Below are 19,534 nucleotides of genomic sequence, written 5' to 3'. Positions count from 1 at the left end.
ATGAAACGATTGGTTGCCGTCACCGGATGTCCCACCGGGATTGCACATACGTTTATGGCTGCGGAGGCGTTGCAACAGGCGGCCAAGCAACACGGCGTTTCGCTCAAAGTGGAAACGCGCGGTGCGACGGGAGTGGAAAACCGGCTGACCGAGGAAGAGATTCAGGAAGCTCACGCCGTGATCATTTCGGCGGATGTGGATGTGGAGGAGGAACGCTTCGCGGGGAAACCGGTGGTGCGCGTGCCGCTCGGTGAAGCGATCAAAAAGGCGAATGACGTGATCGAGCGGGCGTTGGCCCAATCCCCGAGGGAAGCGGAAGCCCGTCCCACTCCAAAAAAGGAAGAGAGCAAGGAAGCCCAACGGTCGGGGCCATACCGCCACCTGATGAACGGCGTGTCGTTCATGATTCCGCTGGTGGTGGCAGGCGGGTTGATGATCGCACTGTCGTTCGTGTTCGGAATCAAAGCGTTTGAACAAAAGGGTACGTTGGCAGCAGCGCTGATGGACATTGGCGGAGGCACCGCCTTTGCCCTAATGGTACCGGTGTTGTCTGGTTACATCGCGTACTCGATCGCCGACAAGGCGGGTCTGGCGCCGGGATTGATCGGCGGGATGCTGGCGTCCAAACTGGGAGCCGGTTTTCTCGGCGGGATCGTGGCCGGGTTTTTAGCGGGATATGTGGCACAGGGGATCAAAACCTGGTTGCCTCTGCCCAAGGCACTGGAACGGTTGAAGCCCATTGTGATCATTCCGTTTCTCTCATCCTTGATCGTGGGGTTGCTGATGATCTACGTGATCGGTGCGCCAATCAAAAACATCATGACGGCCATGACCGCATGGCTGCAATCGCTGGGCACTGCCAATGCCGTTTGGTTGGGTCTCGTGCTCGGAGCGATGATGGCGTTTGATATGGGTGGTCCCGTCAACAAGGCCGCTTATACGTTCAGCGTCGGCCTGCTGGGATCGCAGGTGTACGGACCGATGGCGGCAACGATGGCCGCGGGTATGGTGCCCCCGTTGGGCTTGTGGTTGGCAACATTGATAGCCAAAAGCAAGTTTAGTGAAGAAGAGCGGGAAGCGGGTAAAGCAGCCGGAATCCTGGGCCTTTCCTTTATCACCGAAGGTGCCATCCCTTTTGCGGCAGCTGACCCGATTCGCGTGATCCCTTCGTTGATGATCGGTTCCGCTGTGACAGGGGCGTTGTCGATGGTGTGGGGATGCGCACTTCGCGCACCGCATGGTGGCGTGTTCGTGTTGGCCATCCCGCACGCGGTGGAGCGATTGGGCTATTATGTGTTGGCCATTGCCATCGGAACAGTGGTGACGGCGTTGCTGGTGACATGGTTGAAGCGCAAGCCGACAGAGCAAGGAGGAAACGAAAATGGATCTCAAAACAGTGATCAAACCCGATAGCATGATGTTGTCTTTGGAAGCGTCTACACGGGAAGAGGTAATCCAGCAATTGTCCGATCGTCTGAAACAACAGGGTGTGATCACCGACGTCGAGGGTTACCTGCAGGATGTGGAAGAGCGGGAGAAGATGGGCTCTACGGCGATCGGATTCGATGTTGCCATTCCCCACGCTAAATCCGCATCCGTTACACAGCCGGCGGTGGCATTTGCCCGGTTGTCCGAGTCAATTTACTGGAATGCCGATCAAGCGGATACGGTGCGACTCGTCTTTCTGATCGCCGTCCCTCAAGAGCAGGCGGGCAACGAACATCTGCAGATTCTGGCAGCGTTATCGCGAAAACTGATGCATGCCGAGGTTCGGGATCGATTGATGCAGGCCGAGACTAAGGAACAGATCCTTGACGCATTGGCGTCATGAGGTGAACAGGACCGCCCGGAAGAAGGGCGGTCCTGTTTTCACTCCATGGTCGGCCCTGCAATGCGGATCGACTCGGGAACATCCTTGAACCGGCTGAAATTCTCCTGAAACCGCCGCACCAGCTCGCGGGCTTGCCGATCATAGGCTTCGGGGTCAGACCAAGTGCTGCGTGGCTTCAGGATGTCGCTCGGAACGTCCGGACACGTGTCCGGCACCGCCACTTTGAAGATAGGGTCGATACTGAAAGTGCTCTCCTCCAGGCGCCCGTCGATGGCCGCCCGTACCATGGACCGCGTGTAGGCGAGGTTCATTCGTTTACCCACGCCATACGGACCGCCGGTCCAGCCGGTGTTGACCAGATAGACGCGAACTTGATGCCGGGCAATTTTTTCTCCCAACATTTCCGCGTACTCCCGTGCGGGACGTGGGAGGAAAGGCGCGCCGAAACACGCGGAGAAGGTCGCTTCCGGTTCCGTGACGCCGCGTTCAGTGCCGGCCAGTTTGCTGGTGTAACCTGACAGGAAATGATACATCGCTTGTTCTGTAGTTAACCGAGAGATGGGTGGCAACACACCGAACGCATCCGCCGTCAAAAACAGTATCACATTCGGATGACCGGCGATGCCGGGAATCACCGCGTTCGGGATATGATCGACCGGGTAGGCGGCACGGGTGTTTTCTGTCAACGAACCATCATCATAATCCGGTCGCCGGTTGTCGTCCAACACTACGTTTTCCAACACGGAACCGAATCGGATCGCGTTCCAGATTTGCGGTTCTTTTTCCTGAGACAGTCCGATACATTTGGCGTAACAACCGCCTTCGATATTAAAGATGCCCGTATCCGACCAGCCGTGCTCATCATCTCCGATCAGGCGACGCTCCGGATCGGCGGACAATGTGGTCTTCCCCGTGCCCGAGAGTCCAAAGAAAAGGGCGACGTCCCCGTGATGCCCCACGTTGGCGGAGCAGTGCATAGGGAGGACACCTTTTTCCGGCAACAGGTAATTCATGACGCTGAAGATGGATTTTTTCATTTCCCCGGCATACCGGGTGCCGCCGATCAACACGACCCGATGTTCAAAACTGATGATGATAAATGTCTCCGATCGCGTTCCATCTCGTTCGGGAACCGCTTGGAACCCAGGCACCGATATGACGGTGAATGAAGGTGTGTGATTGGATAATTCCTTTTCTGCAGGACGAACGAACAACTGATGGGCAAAAAGGTTATGCCATGCATATTCTGTGATGACGCGAATGGCAAGGCGGTGGGAGGGGTCGGCTCCCGCATAACCATCAAACACAAACACTTCCCTGTTGCGCAGGTATTCCCGCACACGTTTATACAGGCGTTCAAACACTTCTCGTTTCATCGGTTGGTTGACGGGCCCCCAGTCGATGCGATCAGAGACGGTTGGCTCATCTACAATGTATTTATCTTTGGGCGATCGACCGGTGTATTTGCCCGTTGTTGCCAGCAGAGCACCGTTTGCGGCCAATAAGGCTTCTTTTCGCACGATCGCTTGCTCAATTAAAGCCGCCACCGGCAATTGACGGTGAACGGTTCCGTTCAGATTCAATATTATCCCCTCTTGGACTCCGGTTTGCATCGTCATAAATCCTTCCTTCCTGAATAATCTGTTCTGGTTACACGATGGCTCGTTAAAAAAGTATAGCATATTAACCGTAAAAAGGTGAATGAAATTGCAGGGAAACGGAAAACATGTTATCCTTATTAACAAAGGAATGAATGTATGGGAACGGAGTGTGGGAAAGTAACCAGCGCCATTGGGTGGATTAACCATTGACTTACGCACAAATAAATGGTATTTTCGTACAGAATGAATATCATTTCGGGAGTGTTTGAATGAGCCAGGTAACGGAAGGATCCGTCGTCAGCGGAGAAGTAGTCGCAATTAAACCTTTCGGGGCATTCGTCAAATTGGAGTCTGGAGAGACGGGTCTGGTACACATTTCGCAAATCTCCACGAAATACGTGGAAAAAGTAGAGGACGAATTGCAGGTGGGCGATACGGTCAAAGCCAAAGTGCTTTCCGTCGATCCGTCCGGGAAAATCTCCCTTTCGATTAAAGCGCTCAGCGATGACCGTCCCAACCGTGGCGATCGGCGCAGCTCCGGACGTCGCAATGGCCCCACAGATTTTGAAGACATGATGAAAAAGTGGCTCAAAAGCAGTGAGGAACGACTCAGTGCTTTGGCCGCTAAACAAAAAAGAGGTCGCTGAAACAAGCGATACGTTTTCAGACAAAAACATCTTCCCATACGGGAGATGTTTTTTTATGATGTCGCATGGAAATGCTTACCATTTTCGTGAGGATGAAAGCGCTTTGACCGGCAAACGGGGTGGTTTGTACATCGTTTCACCTGGAGACAATGCCGCTAGCATCGCGTAGTGAATGGAGGGTGTATGAAAAATGGCCGGCGGGAAAAGAGAATGGGGATACGCATCTGCTTGCATCGCTGGGATTTGGTGGGTTGGAACGCTCGAAAAAGTTATTGCATCTGCATGAAATGCTGAAAACGAAAAGTGGAGGGAGTATCTCTCAACCAAATGGAAAGACATTGGATTCGGATGGGAAGATGGGAAGAGTGATCTTGAAATACTCTCACTTGTTTCGGAGGAACGTCCAGCATAAATTGTTGTACAATCGAGAAAGAAACATATGGGAGGTTGGTTCGCGATGTGGAAACATTTGCTGGCCAAGCTGGGGCACGGTTCCGCCCGTGTCGATCTGGTGTTGGAAAAAGACTGTTATGCGCTTGGTGATGAGGTGCGTGGGCGGTTGATCATCCACGGAGGAGAGGTAGAGCAGAAAATCAACGGCATCCATGTGGATCTCGTATTACACTTGTGGGCGCATCAGCGTCAACATACCCGTCGGGTGACCCGGATTCCGTTCCCCACATCATTTGTGATCGGTGCCCGCGAGGTGAAAGAGTATCCGTTCACGTTCCGCCTGCCGTATAACCTCCCTTTGTCCGGTCACGGGGTTTCCTACGTGTTTCACACCACTTTGGACATTGCGCAAGGAGCGGACTCATTGGATAGCGACCCCATCCAAGTGGTGCCTCCCGCCCGGTTGGCTCGATTGCTCCAAGCGTTTGCTGAGCTGGGGTTCCGCGAAAAACACGGTTCCCGTTCGTTCAACGGGTATGTACAGGAGTTCGAGTTCTTCCCGACCGCGTTTTTGCATGATCGGGTCAAGGAAGTCGAATTTACGGCAGCCATTGATGATCACGGCATTCGATTGTGGTTGGAAATGGAATGTCACAGCTACGGTCACGAGAGGGAGATTCGACGGGAATGGTATGTAACCAACGAGGTGTTGGATCAACCGACCCTTTTGACCGAGCAATTGCGTCATACATTAGAAGAAATGGCGGCAACCGGTGTTGCTGGTCATCACACGGGACACTACACGCACGGTCACGGGATCCCATCCGGACACGGATGGCATGGACACGGTACCTACGGACATCCATCCCACGGATGGCACGGTCACGGACACCATGGACATTTCAGCGGCGGAATCGGTGGATTTGCCGCAGGTATGCTTGGTGGGATGATTGCCGGCGAATTGTTGGATGACGCGGTGGAGAGCATCACTGACAATGACGGCGGCATTGCTGATTGGGTGAATCAAGTGGAGGATCAAGTGAAAGATTGGGTCGATGATGCGGAAAATTTCTTGGACGACATCGGCGATGATTTCGGTGACGATTGATCGTGGTATGTAAAAAGGCCGCCTTGTCAGGCGGCCGATTTTCGTTTTTCCACCAGAACCAGCGAAGGTGCCTGTTTTCGATTGAGCAGTCGATAATGCATCACTTGAAACGTCTGCGAAGAGAGAGACTGGGCCCATTGCAACACGTGTTCCGCTTCCTCTTGTCCGCCGGGGTGTCCGGTGTACAAAACGACGGAAAGAACGCCCCCCGGGGCCAACCAGACGGCGGACGTCTTTAAAGCGGGAAGCGTGGTTTCTGGTCGGGTGATGATGGTAGGATCGCCGTGCGGCAGATATCCTAGGTTGAACATCACGGCTTGCAGCTTTCCACGAATCTCTTCGGGTAAATGCCGATCCATCTCATGGTGTCCAGCATGAATCAGCGCGACGCGATTGGCGATGCCCTGTTCATTCAGGCGCTGCTTCGTGCGTGCGAGCGCCTCCTGCTGGATGTCGAACGCGTACACTTTCCCTGCTGGACCGACGCATTCCGCCAAAAATTGCGTATCGTGTCCGTTGCCGGCAGTGGCGTCGATGGCGATCCCACCTTCATCAACCGCTTGTCGGACCAATGCATGGGAAAAAGAGAGGACACCGGGGACAATCATCTCCTTCCCCCGCTTCGCATCAGCTCCGAGCGTGAGGATGACCACCGCTTCCCTTGCCAGGAATTTCGACGTTTTAGTTCATCATCGATGGCGTTGAGCACTTCCCACTTCTTCAAGCTCCACAACGGTCCGATCAACAGGTCGGGCGGTCCGTCTCCCGTCAACCGGTGGATAATCATGTCCGGTGGAAGGATTTCCAGTGTGTCCACCACCAATTTCACGTATGTTTCCTTGTCCAGGAAGCGAAGCAGACCGGCTTCATACTGTTTCACCATCGGCGTGTTTTTGAGCAAGTGCAACAGATGGATCTTGATGCCCTGAATGTCCATTTCCGCACATGCTTTGGCCGTCTCCATCATCATGTCTTCCGTTTCGCCGGGAAGGCCGTAAATGATGTGGGCGCATGTGCGGATATTGTGACGGCGCAATTTTTCCACACCGTCCAGGAAACATTGGAAATCGTGCCCTCTGTTGACCAGTCGCGAGGTCTCTTCGTGGATGGTTTGCAGGCCCAGCTCCACCCAAAGATACGTACGTTCATTCAGCTCGGCCAACAGCTCCACCACATCGCCCGGCAAACAATCGGGCCGTGTGGCGATGGCTAAACCCACCACACCTTCCTGTTCCAATGCCGTCTCGTACATCTGCCGCAACACGTCGACCGGGGCATACGTGTTGCTGAAGGCCTGGAAATAGGCCAGGTATTTGGCTTGTGGCCATTTCCGGTGCATGCGTTCCTTGACTTCTTCAAATTGTTGCACGAGGCTGTCTCGCCGATTGCCGGCGAAATCACCGGAACCGCGAGCGCTACAAAACGTACATCCGCCTATCGCCACAGTGCCGTCCCGGTTGGGACAGGTAAAACCGCCGTCGAGTGGCACTTTGAATACCTTTTCACCAAAGGTTTGGCGCAGATGATAGTTCCAGCTGTTATATCGTTTGTCCCCCCACATCAGTGGGGTTTCTTCGGGTTGTATCGTTTTCATTGTGATCATCTCCACTTGTTCAGGGCACCTTTTTCCATTGGTCATCCTTCTCATGAAACGATGAACAAATTCGCCCTGACGTCTGCCCACTATTATACAACATTTGTGTGTGCTTGATCGAACATCCATGGTTCCCATCGTGAATTGTAACAATGGAGCCATGTTTTATTTTTCATGAAATGGGTACATTGGTACCATAAGAAATATCTTGATGGGAAAAAGGAGTTCCGATGATGGACAAGGATATGCAAGATTTAATTGATGGATTAAACGAAGATTTGGCTTATGAATATGCTGCGGTGATCCAGTACACGCACAATGCAGCGGCGGTATCCGGTCTGAGCCGTCCGGTGCTGAAACCGTTCTTCGAATCGGAAGCGCAGGATGAACTGGGACACGCCAGCTATTTGGCCGAAAAAATTGTGGCGTTGGGTGGCACGCCTGTCGTGGAACCTAAAGAGGTGAAACGGATGCAAGGTGTGCGGGAAATGATCCAGCATGCATTGGATGCCGAGAAGGCGACCATTTCCCGATATACGGAACGGATCTCCCAAGCGGAGAAAGTGGGCGAGATCGGCTTGAAAATCCAGTTGGAAGACATGATCGCCGATGAGACGAAACATAAAGAGGAATTGGAGCGCTTGTTGAAAGATCCATTGGGATGAGGGATGTTGTGCAAGCTTCTCCTGTCCGGTACAGTGAGTCGTGTGCAAATGCCGAAAATGAAAACGGTCTCACTTTGTGATACAACACCCACCAAATCGTCTTCATAATATATAACAGTATAGTTACAGTTAGTGATACAGTAGTTTGTGGGAATAATTTCTTTCGCCAAAATGCCAGTTATATTACTGGCATTTTTTATGTCGAAGTGTTAGGATATTAGATGGAACACATCGAGGATATCGATGAAATAATTTGTGATCCTGACGGATGGATTGTCTGATTTCCTTTCAACCTGCGCGTTCTGATTCATACCTGATGCGTTCGATAGGGAATGCGTTTCGGTAGAAATTGGAACGCTATACGTTGAACTGTCCATAAGCATCATCATCCCTGAAAACAGGGGGCAACCAATGGAGCGAGGTGAATGATCGTGGCAGAACTGAAGCAGGAATTTGAAACGCTTCAGATCCTGAATCCGGACGGCGAGATCAATGAAGGACAAGAGCCGCCGGAATTGTCCGATGAAGAATTGAAAGATCTGTACCGCTGGATGTACGGTCTTCGCGTGTTTGACCAACGCGCCATCAAGTTGAATCGGCAAGGCCGCCTGGGCTTCTATGCTCCCATGGCCGGACAGGAGGCTTGCCAAATCGGTTCCGTGGCCGCGCTGAACAAAGACGACTTTTTCTTCCCCAGCTATCGTGACATGGGGGCGGCCATGTATCACGGTCTGCCGATGGAGCAAGTGTTCCTCTATTCTCGCGGACAAAAAGGCAGTGGCCAAATCCCGGAAGGTGTGAACATGTTCCCGCCGCAAATCATTATCGCGGCACATGTGTTGCACGCGGCCGGTGCGGCTTGGGGCTTCAACCTGAAAGGCGAGAAAAAAGTGGCCATCGCGCTGTTCGGTGACGGTGCGACCTCGCAAGGGGACTTCCACGAAGGGCTTAACTTCGCGGCTGTGTACAACGCCCCGGCGATTTTCTTCGTGCAAAACAACCACTATGCCATCAGTGTGCCGCTGGAGAAACAAATGAAATCCAAAACCATCGCGCAAAAAGCGGTGGCTTATGACATTCATGGCGTGCGCATCGACGGTAACGACATCCTCGCTGTGTACAAAGCTGTGAAAGAAGCAGCTGACCGTGGGCGCAACGGGGAAGGCCCGACTCTGATCGAAGCGGTGACGTACCGTCTCGGACCGCACACCATGGCAGGGGACGATCCGGCTCGTTATCGGAAAAAAGAAGAAGAAACCGATTGGGAAAAACGCGAACCGATTCGTCGCTTCCGCAAATATCTCCAAAACAAAGGTTTGTGGAGCGAAGAATGGGAAAAACAAATCGAACAAGAAATGCTGGATCAGATCGCGGAAACGATCAAGAAAGTGGAGAAAATGGACAAAGGTCAGATTACAGACCTGTTTGAGTATGTCTACACTGACATGACGCCGGATCTGAAGAAACAGAAAGAGGCGTACCTGCGCTGGAAGGAGGAGACGAAGTAATGGCCACGATGACGATGATCAAAGCGATCAATGATGCCATGCGCGTGGAGATGGAGCGGGACGAGCGCGTATTGGTGATGGGGGAAGACGTCGGGGTCAACGGCGGTGTTTTCCGCGCGACGGAAGGTTTGTACCAGCAATTTGGCGAAAACCGGGTGTTTGACACGCCGCTGGCCGAATCCGGTATTATCGGAACGGCTGTGGCGTTGGCAGCGACCGGGTTCCGTCCGGTGGCGGAAATCCAATTCTCCGGTTTCGTCTATGAAACGATGGACCAAATCTGTTCGCAAGCGGCCCGGCTTCGTTTCCGCTCCGGCGGGCGCTTCAAGGTTCCGCTCGTGATCCGTTCTCCGTACGGTGGGGGCGTAAAAACGCCGGAAATGCACTCTGACAGCTTGGAAGCGTTGTTCGTGCATCAACCGGGATTGAAAGTGGTCATCCCGAGCACGCCGTATGATGCCAAAGGTCTCCTGATCTCGGCGATGCGTGATCCTGATCCGGTGCTGTTCTTCGAGCCGATGCGCCTGTATCGCTCGGTGAAGCAGGAAGTGCCGGAAGGCGAGTACACCGTACCGATCGGCAAAGCCAATGTGGTGAAAGAAGGCAACGATGTCACCCTGATCTCTTGGGGTGCGATGGTGCCGATGGCCCAGAAAGCGGCCGAGCAAGCGGAACAGGAACGGGGTATCTCCGCCGAAGTGATCGATCTTCGCACCTTGGCTCCGATGGATATGGAGACCATCCTCTCTTCGGTGGAAAAAACGGGACGCGTCGTTGTCGTGCATGAAGCGGTGGGTACGGCCGGCGTTGGTGCGGAAATCATCGCCCGGATCAACGAAGAAGCGATCCTCAGCCTCGAAGCGCCTGTGTTGCGGGTGACCGGATTCGACACGCCGTATCCGATCTCTTCGCTCGAAGACGAATGGTTGCCCTCGGTGGCGCGGATTCGCACGGCAATCGACAAAGTTTTGGATTTCTAATCTGAGAAGGGAGGAACGAGGCCCGTGGCCTACGAATTTAAACTGCCGGACGTGGGTGAAGGCATCCACGAAGGTGAGATCGTCAAACTGTACGTCAAGGAAGGCGATCAGGTCAAGGAAGATGACGTGTTCGCCGAAGTGCAAACCGACAAAGCGGTGGTGGAAATCCCGTCCCCGGTAACCGGGACGGTGAAGGAACTGCGCGTCAAAGAAGGAGAAATCGCCGTGGTTGGCACGGTGATCGCCGTGTTTGAAACCGAAGGCGGCGAAGGTGCGCAGCAAGAAGAGGCCAAGGAAGAAAAAGCCGAAGAACAGCCCAAACAGGAGCAACCGCAAGCGGCTCCGGCCAAACAGGAACCGCAGCAAGCCGGTCCGAAAAAACGTGTGTTGGCTATGCCGTCCGTCCGCAAATTGGCCCGTGAATTGGGTGTGGACATCACCCAAGTGAACGGAACCGGTCCGAATGGACGGATCACTGCCGAAGATGTGCGCAAAGCAGCGGAAGGTCCGCAGGCCGAAGCGCAACCGGCGGCAGAAGGAAAACAAGCGGCAGCTCCGGTGCAAGCGGCTCCGGTGGTGGGTACGGAAGAACGTATCCCGTTGCGCGGTTTGCGCAAAACCATCGCCAAGCGGATGGTGGAAAGCAAGTTTACTGCCCCGCATGTAACGATTATGAACGAAATCGACGCTGGCGAGCTGGTGGAACTGCGCAAATGGGCCAAACAGGCAGCGGCAGAGCGCGGCATCAAGCTGACCTACCTGCCTTTCATCATCAAAGCCTTGATCGCGGCCCTGCGCGAATTCCCGACGTTGAACGCGTCGATCGATATGGAGAAAGAAGAGATCGTCATCAAGCACTATTACCACATGGGCATTGCAACCGCAACCGACGACGGTCTCATCGTGCCGGTGGTCAAAAACGCAGACCAAAAATCGATCTTCGAGTTGGCGAAGGAAATCGCCGAGCTGGTGGAACGGACCCGTTCGCGCAAAGCGGCGCCGGACGAGCTGAAAGGCAGCACATTCACCATCACCAATATTGGTTCCTTCGGTGGCCAGTTCTTTACACCGATCATCAACTATCCGGAAGTGGCCATTTTGGGCGTAGGAACCATCACTGAAAAACCGGTGGCGCGTAATGGCGAAGTGGTCATCCGTCCGATGATGGCGATCTCGCTCAGCATTGACCATCGTTTGATCGACGGCGACGTGGCGGCGCGCTTCATGAACCGGGTGAAAGAGTTGCTGGAAAACCCGAATCTCTTGATGATGGAGATGAGATAAGATGGTAGTAGGAGATTTCGCGAACGAAGTCGACGTGTTGGTCATCGGCGGCGGTCCCGGCGGCTATGTGGCCGCCATCCGGGCCGCTCAGCTGGGACGTAAAGTAACGTTGGTCGATAAGGCGGAATTGGGCGGTGTCTGCCTCAATCGCGGATGCATTCCGTCCAAGGCGATCATCAGCGCGGCGGAGCATCTGACGATGATCAAGGATGCCAAGAAAATGGGGGTCGATGTCGAAGGTGTCTCCGTGGATCTCTCCCGCCTGATGGAGTGGAAAAACGGCGTCGTGAAGAAGCTGACCGGCGGCGTTTCCACGTTGCTCAAAGGCAACAAGGTGGAAGTGATCAAAGGGGAAGCCTATTTCAGCGGCAAAAACTCCGTCAAAATCGCGACGGAAAATGCCAGCCAAACCTATGAGTTCAAAGCCTGTATTGTGGCAACCGGTTCCCGTCCGGCCGAGCTGCCGTTCCTCAAATTTGACGGTGAGCGCATCCTCTCCTCGACTGAAGCGCTCAACCTGCAGGAAGTGCCGAAGCGCCTTCTGGTGATCGGCGGCGGCTATATCGGTCTGGAGCTGGGAACGGCCTACAGAAAATTGGGCAGCGAAGTCACCATCCTGGAAGGTGCCGACAACATCCTGCCCGGTGTGGATCAGGCCATGGTGCGGATGGTGTCCCGCAATCTGAAGAAGCTTGGTGTCACAGTCCACACCAAAGCGAAAGTTACCTCCGGTAAAAGAGAAGGCGACGAAGTCATCGTCACCGCCGAAGTGGGCGGCGAAGAAAAAACCTTCACCGCCGACTACGTACTGGTGGCCGTGGGCCGCAAACCCAACACCGACGAGCTCGGTTTGGATCAAGCCGGTGTGGAACTGGATGAGCGCGGGTTTATCAAAGTGGACAAACAACTGCGCACTTCCAATCCCAACATCTTTGCCATCGGTGACGTGGCAGGCGGCGCACTTCTGGCGCACAAAGCCAGCTACGAAGGAAAAGTGGCAGCCGAGGTCATCGCCGGTCAACCGAGCGAAGTGGATTATGTGGCGATGCCGTTCGTCATCTTCAGCGATCCGGAAATCGCCTACACCGGTTTGAGCGAGAAAGAGGCCAAAGAACAAGGTTACGATCCGGTCGTCAGCCGGTTCGCCTTCCAGGCCAACGGACGGGCGCTGTCGATGGATAAAGCGGATGGATTCATCCAAGTCATCGCCGACAAAGAGACCAAGCAGCTTCTGGGTGTGCAGATCGTGGGTCCGGAAGCTTCCAGCCTGATTGCCGAAGCGGTGCTGGCCATCGAGATGGGAGCCAATGCAGAGGATCTGAGCCTGACCATCCATGCTCACCCGACCTTGCCTGAAGCGCTCATGGAAGCGGCAGAAGGCGTGTTGGGTCATGCGATTCACATGGTCAACAAGTGATGTTCGGTATTCAAACGAAAAAGGTTGCGTCTGGAACGTCCCGGACACCGGTAGATTGTCAGCAATCAACCGGTGTCCGGGTTTTTCTTATTTCAACGAAGGAAATCGACAGACTTTGTCGAAAAAACGGGTATAGCAAAAGAGGGGTGAGTGGATGGAAGTCTCAATTCAAATCGAAGTCCGTTCGACGGAAATCGACGTGATGGGCCATGTCAATAATGCCAAGTATCTGGAGTATTTGGAATGGGGACGTGAAGAATGGTACAATCGCGCCCAATTGCCGTTTGAAGAGTTTACCCGGATGGGGATCGGGACCGTCACCGTCCGGATTGAAATCAACTATCGCAAAGAAGCTACATTAGGTGAAAAACTGACCATCACCACGCGTCCTGTGCGACGGGGGCGCTCCAGTTTCGTGCTGGAACAAGTTATCGACAACGAGAAAGGGGAACGCGTCGCTGACGCTCTGGTGACCAGCGTCACCATCGATTTGGAGGAGCGGAAAAGCGTTCCGCTTCCCGAAAAATTGGCTGCGTATTTCCGGGAATCCCGATAATCCAGTAAAAATCCAAGATAAGCAGCAGGGACAGGAGAACACTGTCCATGGATTTGCCATCATACCCGCCGTCAGTAACCGGCGGTTTTTGTTCTATCCACGGGGACAGCGCAATCGGCCCAGTTCTTCCAACACACCTTCGATTTCCATCATGGTGAGCCGGTCGTTTTTTCGACGGATCATGTGATAGAGAGACAAGATTTCCTCATAGTCCTCCAAACGAAATTCCTGAGGGTCGATGAGTGCGGTGTTGACCAGTTTCAAGCGGGCCTTGATTTCATTGATCAAGTGAACCAAATTTTCCTGACTGGGGGTTTCCAAATTCATCGTGAATCCTCCTTCGGTGTTGTTGTTTGCCGTTTTTACCATTGTACCGAAAGACCAAACCAAATCCCACCGTTGAAAACGGGCCGCGATTGTTCAAGCAGGAGGCGAACGGCCGTGTCGCATAAAAATCAAGGGGGAGAATACCCCGAGCTGTATGTCCGCTTTTTGCGCTTGTTCAACTTGGACCGAGATTACTATACTTGTCACGATGTGATGGAAGAACTGTGGTTGGAAGAGGGGCGGGATTTGTTTTATCAGGGATTATTGCAAACGGCCGTCGGTTTGCATCATTACCGGAACCAAAATAAAGGTGGCGCTGTCAAATTGATGACGGCGGCGTTAAACAAGTTGGTCTGTTACCCGGATGTATTCATGGGTATTGACGTCGCCAAACTGAAACAGGATGTGGAAGCGTATCTGGATAAGCTGCAGGATCGTGCTCGACAGTCGATTCCCTATTACGACCTCACTATTGAGATTCTGGATCCCATATTGAAGCGGTTAGTGCACGAAGATAAGGGGTGATCGTGTGAGCAAACGGTACTTCACCTTAGACGAGGCGAACCGGTTGTTACCCGTCATCCGGAAAAATGTGTTGCAGTTGCAGCGGTTGAAAAGAGAGTTTGATACCAAATATCGGGAATTGCAGATGTTGAAAGCCGGTCAAGGGAAAGGGGGAAAGACGGGAGAGGATCCGTTTTTTGAACGGGAAGCAGAGTTGGAATTTCTCAACATTCAGGCTCGGGGTTTGATCAATTGGATCAATGGAACGGGGGCGCAGCTCAAAGATATCGAAATGGGACTGGTCGACTTCCCGTCTCTCATCGAAGGTCAGGAAGTGTTGCTCTGCTGGCAGGTGGGGGAAGAGTCGATCACACATTGGCATCATCCCTGGGAAGGATACCTGTACCGAAAAAAAATCGCCCACGAAGACGAGGGGAAAGACGAATAAATGGGTGCCGGTTTCTCACATGATAAGGGAAATAACGGTGGGAGGTGCCCCAATTGATGCCAGTCTCCAGATGGTTGCATGCTTTGGCGGGTATACGGCGGGAGATAGAACAACTCATGGAGGAGATATCGTCGGGCCACGATAGGACAGAAGAACGTCAAACCTTGTGGAACGCTTTGGGAGATTGGACGCAATCTGTGAAGGAACTGGAAGACCGGCTCACTCCCTTGAGCCATAGCAGTTGGAATCCCACGCATTGGGATCAGGTGGAAGCTGCTCCCATCAACCAACGTTTGACAGGCTTTCAACCCGTGTCGGACGAGAACGACTGGGCTCCCATGTTGTTGCGGGTATCGGAACAGACGGAACGCGTCCGCAACGCCCTTCACGACTTGTCCAAGGGAGAAGGTCGCGATGATTGGATGTCCATCAAACAACGCGTGCTTCAGATAGAAAACCGGCTGGCGGGACTGACCAACCGGTTGCACGGAACGGTGTATGCTTCGTTTTTGCCTTTTCAGGAAAACATCGAGTTTGACCACCGGGGTGAGCGGATCGTCATTGACGGGCCCGGGGACGATTGGTCGAACGGGTTAACGGCTGAACAAGGCCAATTTGACTAGCGCCAGACATTCCCGTGCTTTATGGTATGGCGTCCATAACATTTGCGAATGAACCGGAGCGGGAACGGCGCGAATGCCGGCACGTGCGGCATATTGCAAAGCACGATATTGATGGTAGTCGTGCGTCACCAAATACACCTCATCCCAATGATGTTCATCCAAGATCCGTTTGCAAAAACGGAGATTTTCTTCGGTATTGCGCGATCGGTCTTCCAATATCAGCGACGCTGCCGGCACACCGTGGGAGATGAGATAATCTTTCATCGCTTGCGCTTCTGTCACACCATTGCCCTCCGGTCCACCAGACAACACGATATATTGGACTTTTTTCTGTTCGAACAACTTCACGGCCATCTCCAATCGCTCCATCAATGCCGGACTGGGCCGATCATCCCACAAGGCCGCTCCCAACACGAGAGCGGCCTGTTTCTGACCTTCAGGCATGGGGGACGTATCGTACCGGGAAACGGACGGCCACCAGTAGATCAATACAGACAAACCAGTGATGACAAACAATACCATTCCCAACAATCCTGCGATTTTCAGCGGCATTCCTCTCCTCCATCTCAATCGTGACTACCCGACTGGTCCTGCAAAAGTTGACTCCCGCCGGCCTCCGCTTTCAGTTCGCCCGGTTGATCAAACATCGGACCGCCCCATGTTGCAACCCCATCCGCTCGGCGGCCTGGAATGCGTGATCGAGAATTTGCCGTTTTCCCTGTTGAGATCGATGTGAATCCCGTCCATCCATTCCTGTTCATCCGGAGGACAGGTAAACAGTATCCCCTCTTTTTTCTCGGTGAGGTAGCCAGGACGCACTTCGGTCAATTCGATGGCAAAGGATGGAGATCCGCATCCCGATGTCAGCGGTACCACGCGTACAGCCAGACGTTCCCCGTCTTCCTCCTGTGACAAAATCGCCTTCAATCGGGCGACGGCCAAAGGACTGATCCGAATGTCCATGAACCATTTCACTCCGTTTTTTTCTCTTGTCACCACTATAACAAATGGAGGATGAAACAAGAAGTGACAACCATATGGCATAAAATTCAGATCATTCGAATGTATGTATAGAACAGCATCAAATCATACATGAAAGATGAAATTTTATGTTAGGGACCCCTGTCGGGTTGGAGCGTATGAATGGAACGCGAAGGGGAAATGTGCATGATATGGACAGGAAAACACGGGTTCTACCAAACCAGACCGATGTGGTTGGGGAACGGAGAATACACGATTATGTGGACGACGAAACCGTGTGGGCAAACCGTTTGGCCGTACCGTTTTCATCTGTCTTTGGTGGACGAATCGGGGAACGATGTGGCGACGGTTCCGTTTGATTCGGATGAAATGGGTTGGGGTTATCATGTAGCCACGATAAAGTTGAACATAACGGGACGATATTATCTAAAAATCGGATCTGAGCATACTGAGTGGATGGTCAAAATGAAACGGATCGCCGTCGGTTCTTAGTTAAAAGGGCGAGCCGGGAAAGCAATTGGACAGTATTCAACAGACACGCTCTTCCGTTTCCATCAAATTGGCTATCGAGCATCAGTTTCAGCGCCGTTCCAGCGCTGATTATTTTTTATTATGTTATAATTATGAAACAAGTAATCACTTCCGGTGTGTTGATCACCCGTGAAGGAGGCACACAGAAATGAAATTGATTGCGGTGGACCCAGGACACGGTGGCGTGGATTCGGGAGCGGTGGGAAACGGTTTGTATGAGAAGAACCTGACGTTGAAAATCGGTCAATTGTTGAATGTGAAGCTGAAGCCGTATCAGTGTGCGGTGACGATGACCCGTGCGGATGATGTGTACAAAAGTCTGGACGAACGAACGAACTGGGCGAACAGTCAGGGAGCGGACTACTTTATATCGCTGCATCACAACACCTTCAGCGATCCGGATGCGCGTGGGTTCGAATCGTACATCTGGAATGGTCCCGTTTCGCAGTTCACCTACGACGCCCAAGCGATCATCCACGCCGAAGTGGTCAAGTATCTGAAGGGGTACAGCGTACCTGATCGCGGTAAAAAACGGGCCGATTTTCATGTCCTGCGTGAAACCCACATGCCAGCCGTGCTGCTGGAGAATTTGTTCGTCAGCAACACGAAGGACGCGGCCCTGCTCAAAAGCGACAGCTTTTTGGACGGTTTGGCCGATGCCATCACGTACGGGCTGGTACGTTGCCTGGGGTTGCAGCCGGATACCGCCAGTGTGTCTCAGGCGGAAACGGATCCGGATGCACCTGTGCCGGATACCAGCGATGATGCTAACGAATAAATGATTTGAGAGGCAGGTTGTTAACAAAGTCCAAGCTCCTTATTCCCGTTTTCGTGTCGGCAAATCGATCGGGACGCAACGTTTCCCAGACGAGCGACTGACCAAGCCCTGTCCTTTCATGGCGCAGGTGGAGCGAGCCGGGAACGCGAAGCGGACCGACTCATTAGATGCAACTTCGGCCCACTTTGTCAGTGGCCTCACAACCCGGCGGAGAACCGCCGGGTTGCTTTGTTTCTAGAACACCAACAGTGCTCCTCCGAAAATGACGATGCCGATCAAAAGGGCCATCATACAATAGCCCATGATATCACGTATGCCGAGTCCGGCGATGGCCAATACCGGTAATGCCCAAAATGGTTGGATCATGTTGCCCACCTGCTCGCCGAATGCGACCGACATGGAGATTTTCCCTAAATACTGTACGCTTGTCTCTCCCAACAGGCGGGCCGTTTCGATCGATACCGGTGCCTGAACAGCCCAGTGGCCGCCCCCAGACGGAATGAACATCGTGATGATGAGGGAGGCGAGAAAGTTAAAAAAGGGAAGAGTAGCTTCTGTAGCCCCTTCCACGAGCGAGCGGGCGAGCACGACGGCCAGTGACGGCGTGTGAGCCGGATCAGGCGAAAAAGTGATCAGCGCCATGATCCCGCCGTAAAAAGGGTATTGCAACAGTAAGGAACCCGAAGCTTTGGCTGCTTCCTTGAATGCTTGAATAAACCGGATCGGCGTGCCGTGAAACAGCAATCCGGCTACAGTGAACAGCATGATCATCGTATCGATTTTGAGAGTGGCACCGGCGATAATGAAGAAGTAATACAATCCCGCAGTCGCCACGAGGAGGTTGAAGATCCAAGCCCGCTCCAACCGGAATGCGAACGTGGATTCACTCGCGACAGCCATTTCTTGTTTGGCATCCATTTGGGACAGCCGGGCACGGTCTACCGGCTGGATTTGTTGGGGTTGCATCCATTTCAGCAGAACAGCAATGACGACGACCGTGACTACGACGGGAACCAAATTGTAAGCCGCACCCAATGTTTCGGAGACGGGAATGGTTTGTCCGGTTAATTTATGAATCCAGTTGAGCGAAGAAGTGGGATCGGCATTGGCCAATACGATGGAACTGGAAAAGCCGGATGCCCAGGTGATGAACCCCATATAGGCAGCCGCCACGAGATAGGCGAAATCCGCTTCTATTCGTTTGGATACTTCTTTGGCGAGCAATGTCCCCACTACTAATCCCAATCCCCAGTTAAAAAACGAAGTGATGGATCCGGTAAGGAACACCAGGACGGCTGCTTGGGATTGGTTGTTCGGCACAGAGGCCAACCGTCGTAGCGCCCGTTCGACCAATGGTGCTTGTGCCAGCGTGTACCCGCAGATGAGGATCAAGGTCATTTGCAGGGCGAACGTGAAAATGTTTTGCGTCCCCCATACGCCTTCATACCATACTTCAATCCATTTGCCCGCCCCCACTCCGGGCACGGCCAACCAAGCGCCAGCCGCCACGATGATCGTCAGCAGAACGGCGTACAGATATGGGTCAGGCATAAAGCGTTGGGCGAAACGAACGAATAGCTGAGTCAGTTTGACAAACATTCATGAACCTCCTGTTCCTGACCATAGATGATCAAATATTTTGAATGCAATATTGGCTCCTGCCACTGCAAAAACCTTCCCTTTAAAAATATTTGACAGCCTGTTCTTCGTCTTTTCGGTCGTTCTGCATCGACTGTATCTCCTTCCTTTCGGAAAGAA

22 protein-coding genes are annotated in these 19,534 nt (G+C 53.1%); 15 read left to right on the top strand and 7 right to left on the bottom strand.

The features are described from left to right. Both NWF35_RS08955 and NWF35_RS08950 read left to right on the top strand, forming a co-directional pair. Window positions 1-1,413, top strand: a complete 1,413-nt coding sequence (locus NWF35_RS08955) for a fructose-specific PTS transporter subunit EIIC (protein WP_301238711.1) — start codon at window positions 1-3, stop codon at window positions 1,411-1,413. Next, window positions 1,382-1,831: a PTS sugar transporter subunit IIA gene (locus tag NWF35_RS08950; RefSeq protein ID WP_301238710.1), complete on the top strand. Its 450-nt coding sequence runs from the start codon at window positions 1,382-1,384 to the stop codon at window positions 1,829-1,831. The genes NWF35_RS08955 and NWF35_RS08950 overlap by 32 nt, the downstream gene beginning before the upstream one ends. A 38-nt stretch (window positions 1,832-1,869) precedes the next feature. Here NWF35_RS08950 and pckA read toward each other — a convergent pair whose 3' ends face one another. Beyond that, window positions 1,870-3,450 (bottom strand): phosphoenolpyruvate carboxykinase (ATP), encoded by a 1,581-nt coding sequence (gene pckA / locus NWF35_RS08945; RefSeq protein WP_301238709.1) that lies wholly within the window; start codon window positions 3,448-3,450, stop codon window positions 1,870-1,872. 251 nt (window positions 3,451-3,701) lie between these two features. Between pckA and NWF35_RS08940 the strand changes: the two genes are divergently transcribed. Both NWF35_RS08940 and NWF35_RS08935 read left to right on the top strand, forming a co-directional pair. Then, window positions 3,702-4,079, top strand: a complete 378-nt coding sequence (locus NWF35_RS08940; protein WP_301238708.1) for a S1 RNA-binding domain-containing protein — start codon at window positions 3,702-3,704, stop codon at window positions 4,077-4,079. Window positions 4,080-4,536: 457 nt separating this feature from the next. After that, window positions 4,537-5,580, top strand: coding sequence for a sporulation protein (locus NWF35_RS08935; protein WP_301238707.1), 1,044 nt, complete (start codon window positions 4,537-4,539; stop codon window positions 5,578-5,580). A gap of 26 nt (window positions 5,581-5,606) precedes the next feature. Here NWF35_RS08935 and mnmM read toward each other — a convergent pair whose 3' ends face one another. Together mnmM and mnmL are read right to left on the bottom strand one after the other, a co-directional pair. Next, window positions 5,607-6,188, bottom strand: coding sequence for a tRNA 5-(aminomethyl)-2-thiouridylate-methyltransferase MnmM (mnmM, locus tag NWF35_RS08930; RefSeq protein WP_301238706.1), 582 nt, complete (start codon window positions 6,186-6,188; stop codon window positions 5,607-5,609). Then, the gene (mnmL, locus tag NWF35_RS08925; RefSeq protein WP_301238705.1) at window positions 6,185-7,174 is read right to left on the bottom strand and encodes a tRNA modification radical SAM protein MnmL/YtqA; all 990 of its coding nucleotides are present in this window, start codon (window positions 7,172-7,174) and stop codon (window positions 6,185-6,187) included. Before mnmL ends, mnmM begins: the two co-directional genes overlap by 4 nt. A 233-nt stretch (window positions 7,175-7,407) precedes the next feature. Here mnmL and NWF35_RS08920 point away from each other — a divergent pair, with 233 nt between their 5' ends. The 6 genes from NWF35_RS08920 (at window position 7,408) to NWF35_RS08895 (ending at window position 13,584) form a co-directional block, all read left to right on the top strand. After that, window positions 7,408-7,839: a ferritin-like domain-containing protein gene (locus NWF35_RS08920; RefSeq protein WP_301238704.1), complete on the top strand. Its 432-nt coding sequence runs from the start codon at window positions 7,408-7,410 to the stop codon at window positions 7,837-7,839. Between the two features lie 425 nt (window positions 7,840-8,264). Continuing rightward, window positions 8,265-9,347 (top strand): pyruvate dehydrogenase (acetyl-transferring) E1 component subunit alpha, encoded by a 1,083-nt coding sequence (gene pdhA, locus NWF35_RS08915; protein ID WP_301238703.1) that lies wholly within the window; start codon window positions 8,265-8,267, stop codon window positions 9,345-9,347. Beyond that, complete coding sequence (locus NWF35_RS08910) at window positions 9,347-10,327, top strand: alpha-ketoacid dehydrogenase subunit beta (RefSeq protein ID WP_301238702.1); 981 nt, start codon at window positions 9,347-9,349, stop codon at window positions 10,325-10,327. The genes pdhA and NWF35_RS08910 overlap by 1 nt, the downstream gene beginning before the upstream one ends. A 24-nt stretch (window positions 10,328-10,351) precedes the next feature. Then, window positions 10,352-11,611: a dihydrolipoamide acetyltransferase family protein gene (locus NWF35_RS08905; RefSeq protein WP_301238701.1), complete on the top strand. Its 1,260-nt coding sequence runs from the start codon at window positions 10,352-10,354 to the stop codon at window positions 11,609-11,611. Window position 11,612: 1 nt separating this feature from the next. Beyond that, on the top strand, window positions 11,613-13,028 hold the full coding sequence (gene lpdA, locus NWF35_RS08900; RefSeq protein ID WP_301238700.1) for a dihydrolipoyl dehydrogenase: 1,416 nt from the start codon (window positions 11,613-11,615) through the stop codon (window positions 13,026-13,028). 154 nt (window positions 13,029-13,182) lie between these two features. Then, the gene (locus tag NWF35_RS08895) at window positions 13,183-13,584 is read left to right on the top strand and encodes an acyl-CoA thioesterase (RefSeq protein ID WP_301238699.1); all 402 of its coding nucleotides are present in this window, start codon (window positions 13,183-13,185) and stop codon (window positions 13,582-13,584) included. A gap of 93 nt (window positions 13,585-13,677) precedes the next feature. Here the strand turns inward: NWF35_RS08895 and NWF35_RS08890 are convergent, their stop codons facing one another. After that, window positions 13,678-13,911 (bottom strand): DUF1128 domain-containing protein, encoded by a 234-nt coding sequence (locus tag NWF35_RS08890; RefSeq protein ID WP_301238698.1) that lies wholly within the window; start codon window positions 13,909-13,911, stop codon window positions 13,678-13,680. Between the two features lie 114 nt (window positions 13,912-14,025). On the opposite strand from NWF35_RS08890, the gene NWF35_RS08885 reads away from it, so the two are divergent. The 3 genes from NWF35_RS08885 to NWF35_RS08875 are packed head-to-tail and all read left to right on the top strand — an operon-like array spanning window position 14,026 to window position 15,486. Then, entirely contained in the window at window positions 14,026-14,436 is a 411-nt protein-coding gene (locus NWF35_RS08885; RefSeq protein WP_301238697.1) for a DUF309 domain-containing protein, read from the top strand. A 4-nt stretch (window positions 14,437-14,440) separates the two neighbouring features. Continuing rightward, window positions 14,441-14,863: a DUF2203 domain-containing protein gene (locus NWF35_RS08880; protein WP_301238696.1), complete on the top strand. Its 423-nt coding sequence runs from the start codon at window positions 14,441-14,443 to the stop codon at window positions 14,861-14,863. A 56-nt stretch (window positions 14,864-14,919) separates the two neighbouring features. After that, window positions 14,920-15,486: a hypothetical protein gene (locus NWF35_RS08875; protein WP_301238695.1), complete on the top strand. Its 567-nt coding sequence runs from the start codon at window positions 14,920-14,922 to the stop codon at window positions 15,484-15,486. On the opposite strand, the gene NWF35_RS08870 is transcribed toward NWF35_RS08875, so the two are convergent. Next, on the bottom strand, window positions 15,457-16,038 hold the full coding sequence (locus NWF35_RS08870; protein ID WP_301238694.1) for a YdcF family protein: 582 nt from the start codon (window positions 16,036-16,038) through the stop codon (window positions 15,457-15,459). The genes NWF35_RS08875 and NWF35_RS08870 overlap by 30 nt on opposite strands. Window positions 16,039-16,125: 87 nt before the next feature. Further along, the gene (locus tag NWF35_RS08865; RefSeq protein ID WP_301238693.1) at window positions 16,126-16,449 is read right to left on the bottom strand and encodes a hypothetical protein; all 324 of its coding nucleotides are present in this window, start codon (window positions 16,447-16,449) and stop codon (window positions 16,126-16,128) included. Between the two features lie 204 nt (window positions 16,450-16,653). On the opposite strand from NWF35_RS08865, the gene NWF35_RS08860 reads away from it, so the two are divergent. Together NWF35_RS08860 and NWF35_RS08855 are read left to right on the top strand one after the other, a co-directional pair. Beyond that, window positions 16,654-16,959, top strand: coding sequence for a hypothetical protein (locus NWF35_RS08860; RefSeq protein ID WP_301238692.1), 306 nt, complete (start codon window positions 16,654-16,656; stop codon window positions 16,957-16,959). 187 nt (window positions 16,960-17,146) lie between these two features. After that, window positions 17,147-17,776 carry an N-acetylmuramoyl-L-alanine amidase family protein gene (locus tag NWF35_RS08855; RefSeq protein WP_301238691.1) on the top strand — a complete coding sequence of 210 codons (630 nt, stop codon included), beginning with the start codon at window positions 17,147-17,149 and terminating at the stop codon, window positions 17,774-17,776. A 234-nt stretch (window positions 17,777-18,010) separates the two neighbouring features. Here NWF35_RS08855 and NWF35_RS08850 read toward each other — a convergent pair whose 3' ends face one another. After that, window positions 18,011-19,375: a TIGR00366 family protein gene (locus tag NWF35_RS08850; protein ID WP_301238690.1), complete on the bottom strand. Its 1,365-nt coding sequence runs from the start codon at window positions 19,373-19,375 to the stop codon at window positions 18,011-18,013. Window positions 19,376-19,534 lie beyond the last annotated feature (159 nt).

The organism is Polycladomyces subterraneus (assembly GCF_030433435.1).
In the GTDB taxonomy this organism is placed as follows: domain Bacteria; phylum Bacillota; class Bacilli; order Thermoactinomycetales; family JIR-001; genus Polycladomyces; species Polycladomyces subterraneus.
Note: the sequence above shows the minus strand (reverse complement) of the source record. Positions and strands in the feature narration are given on the sequence as shown.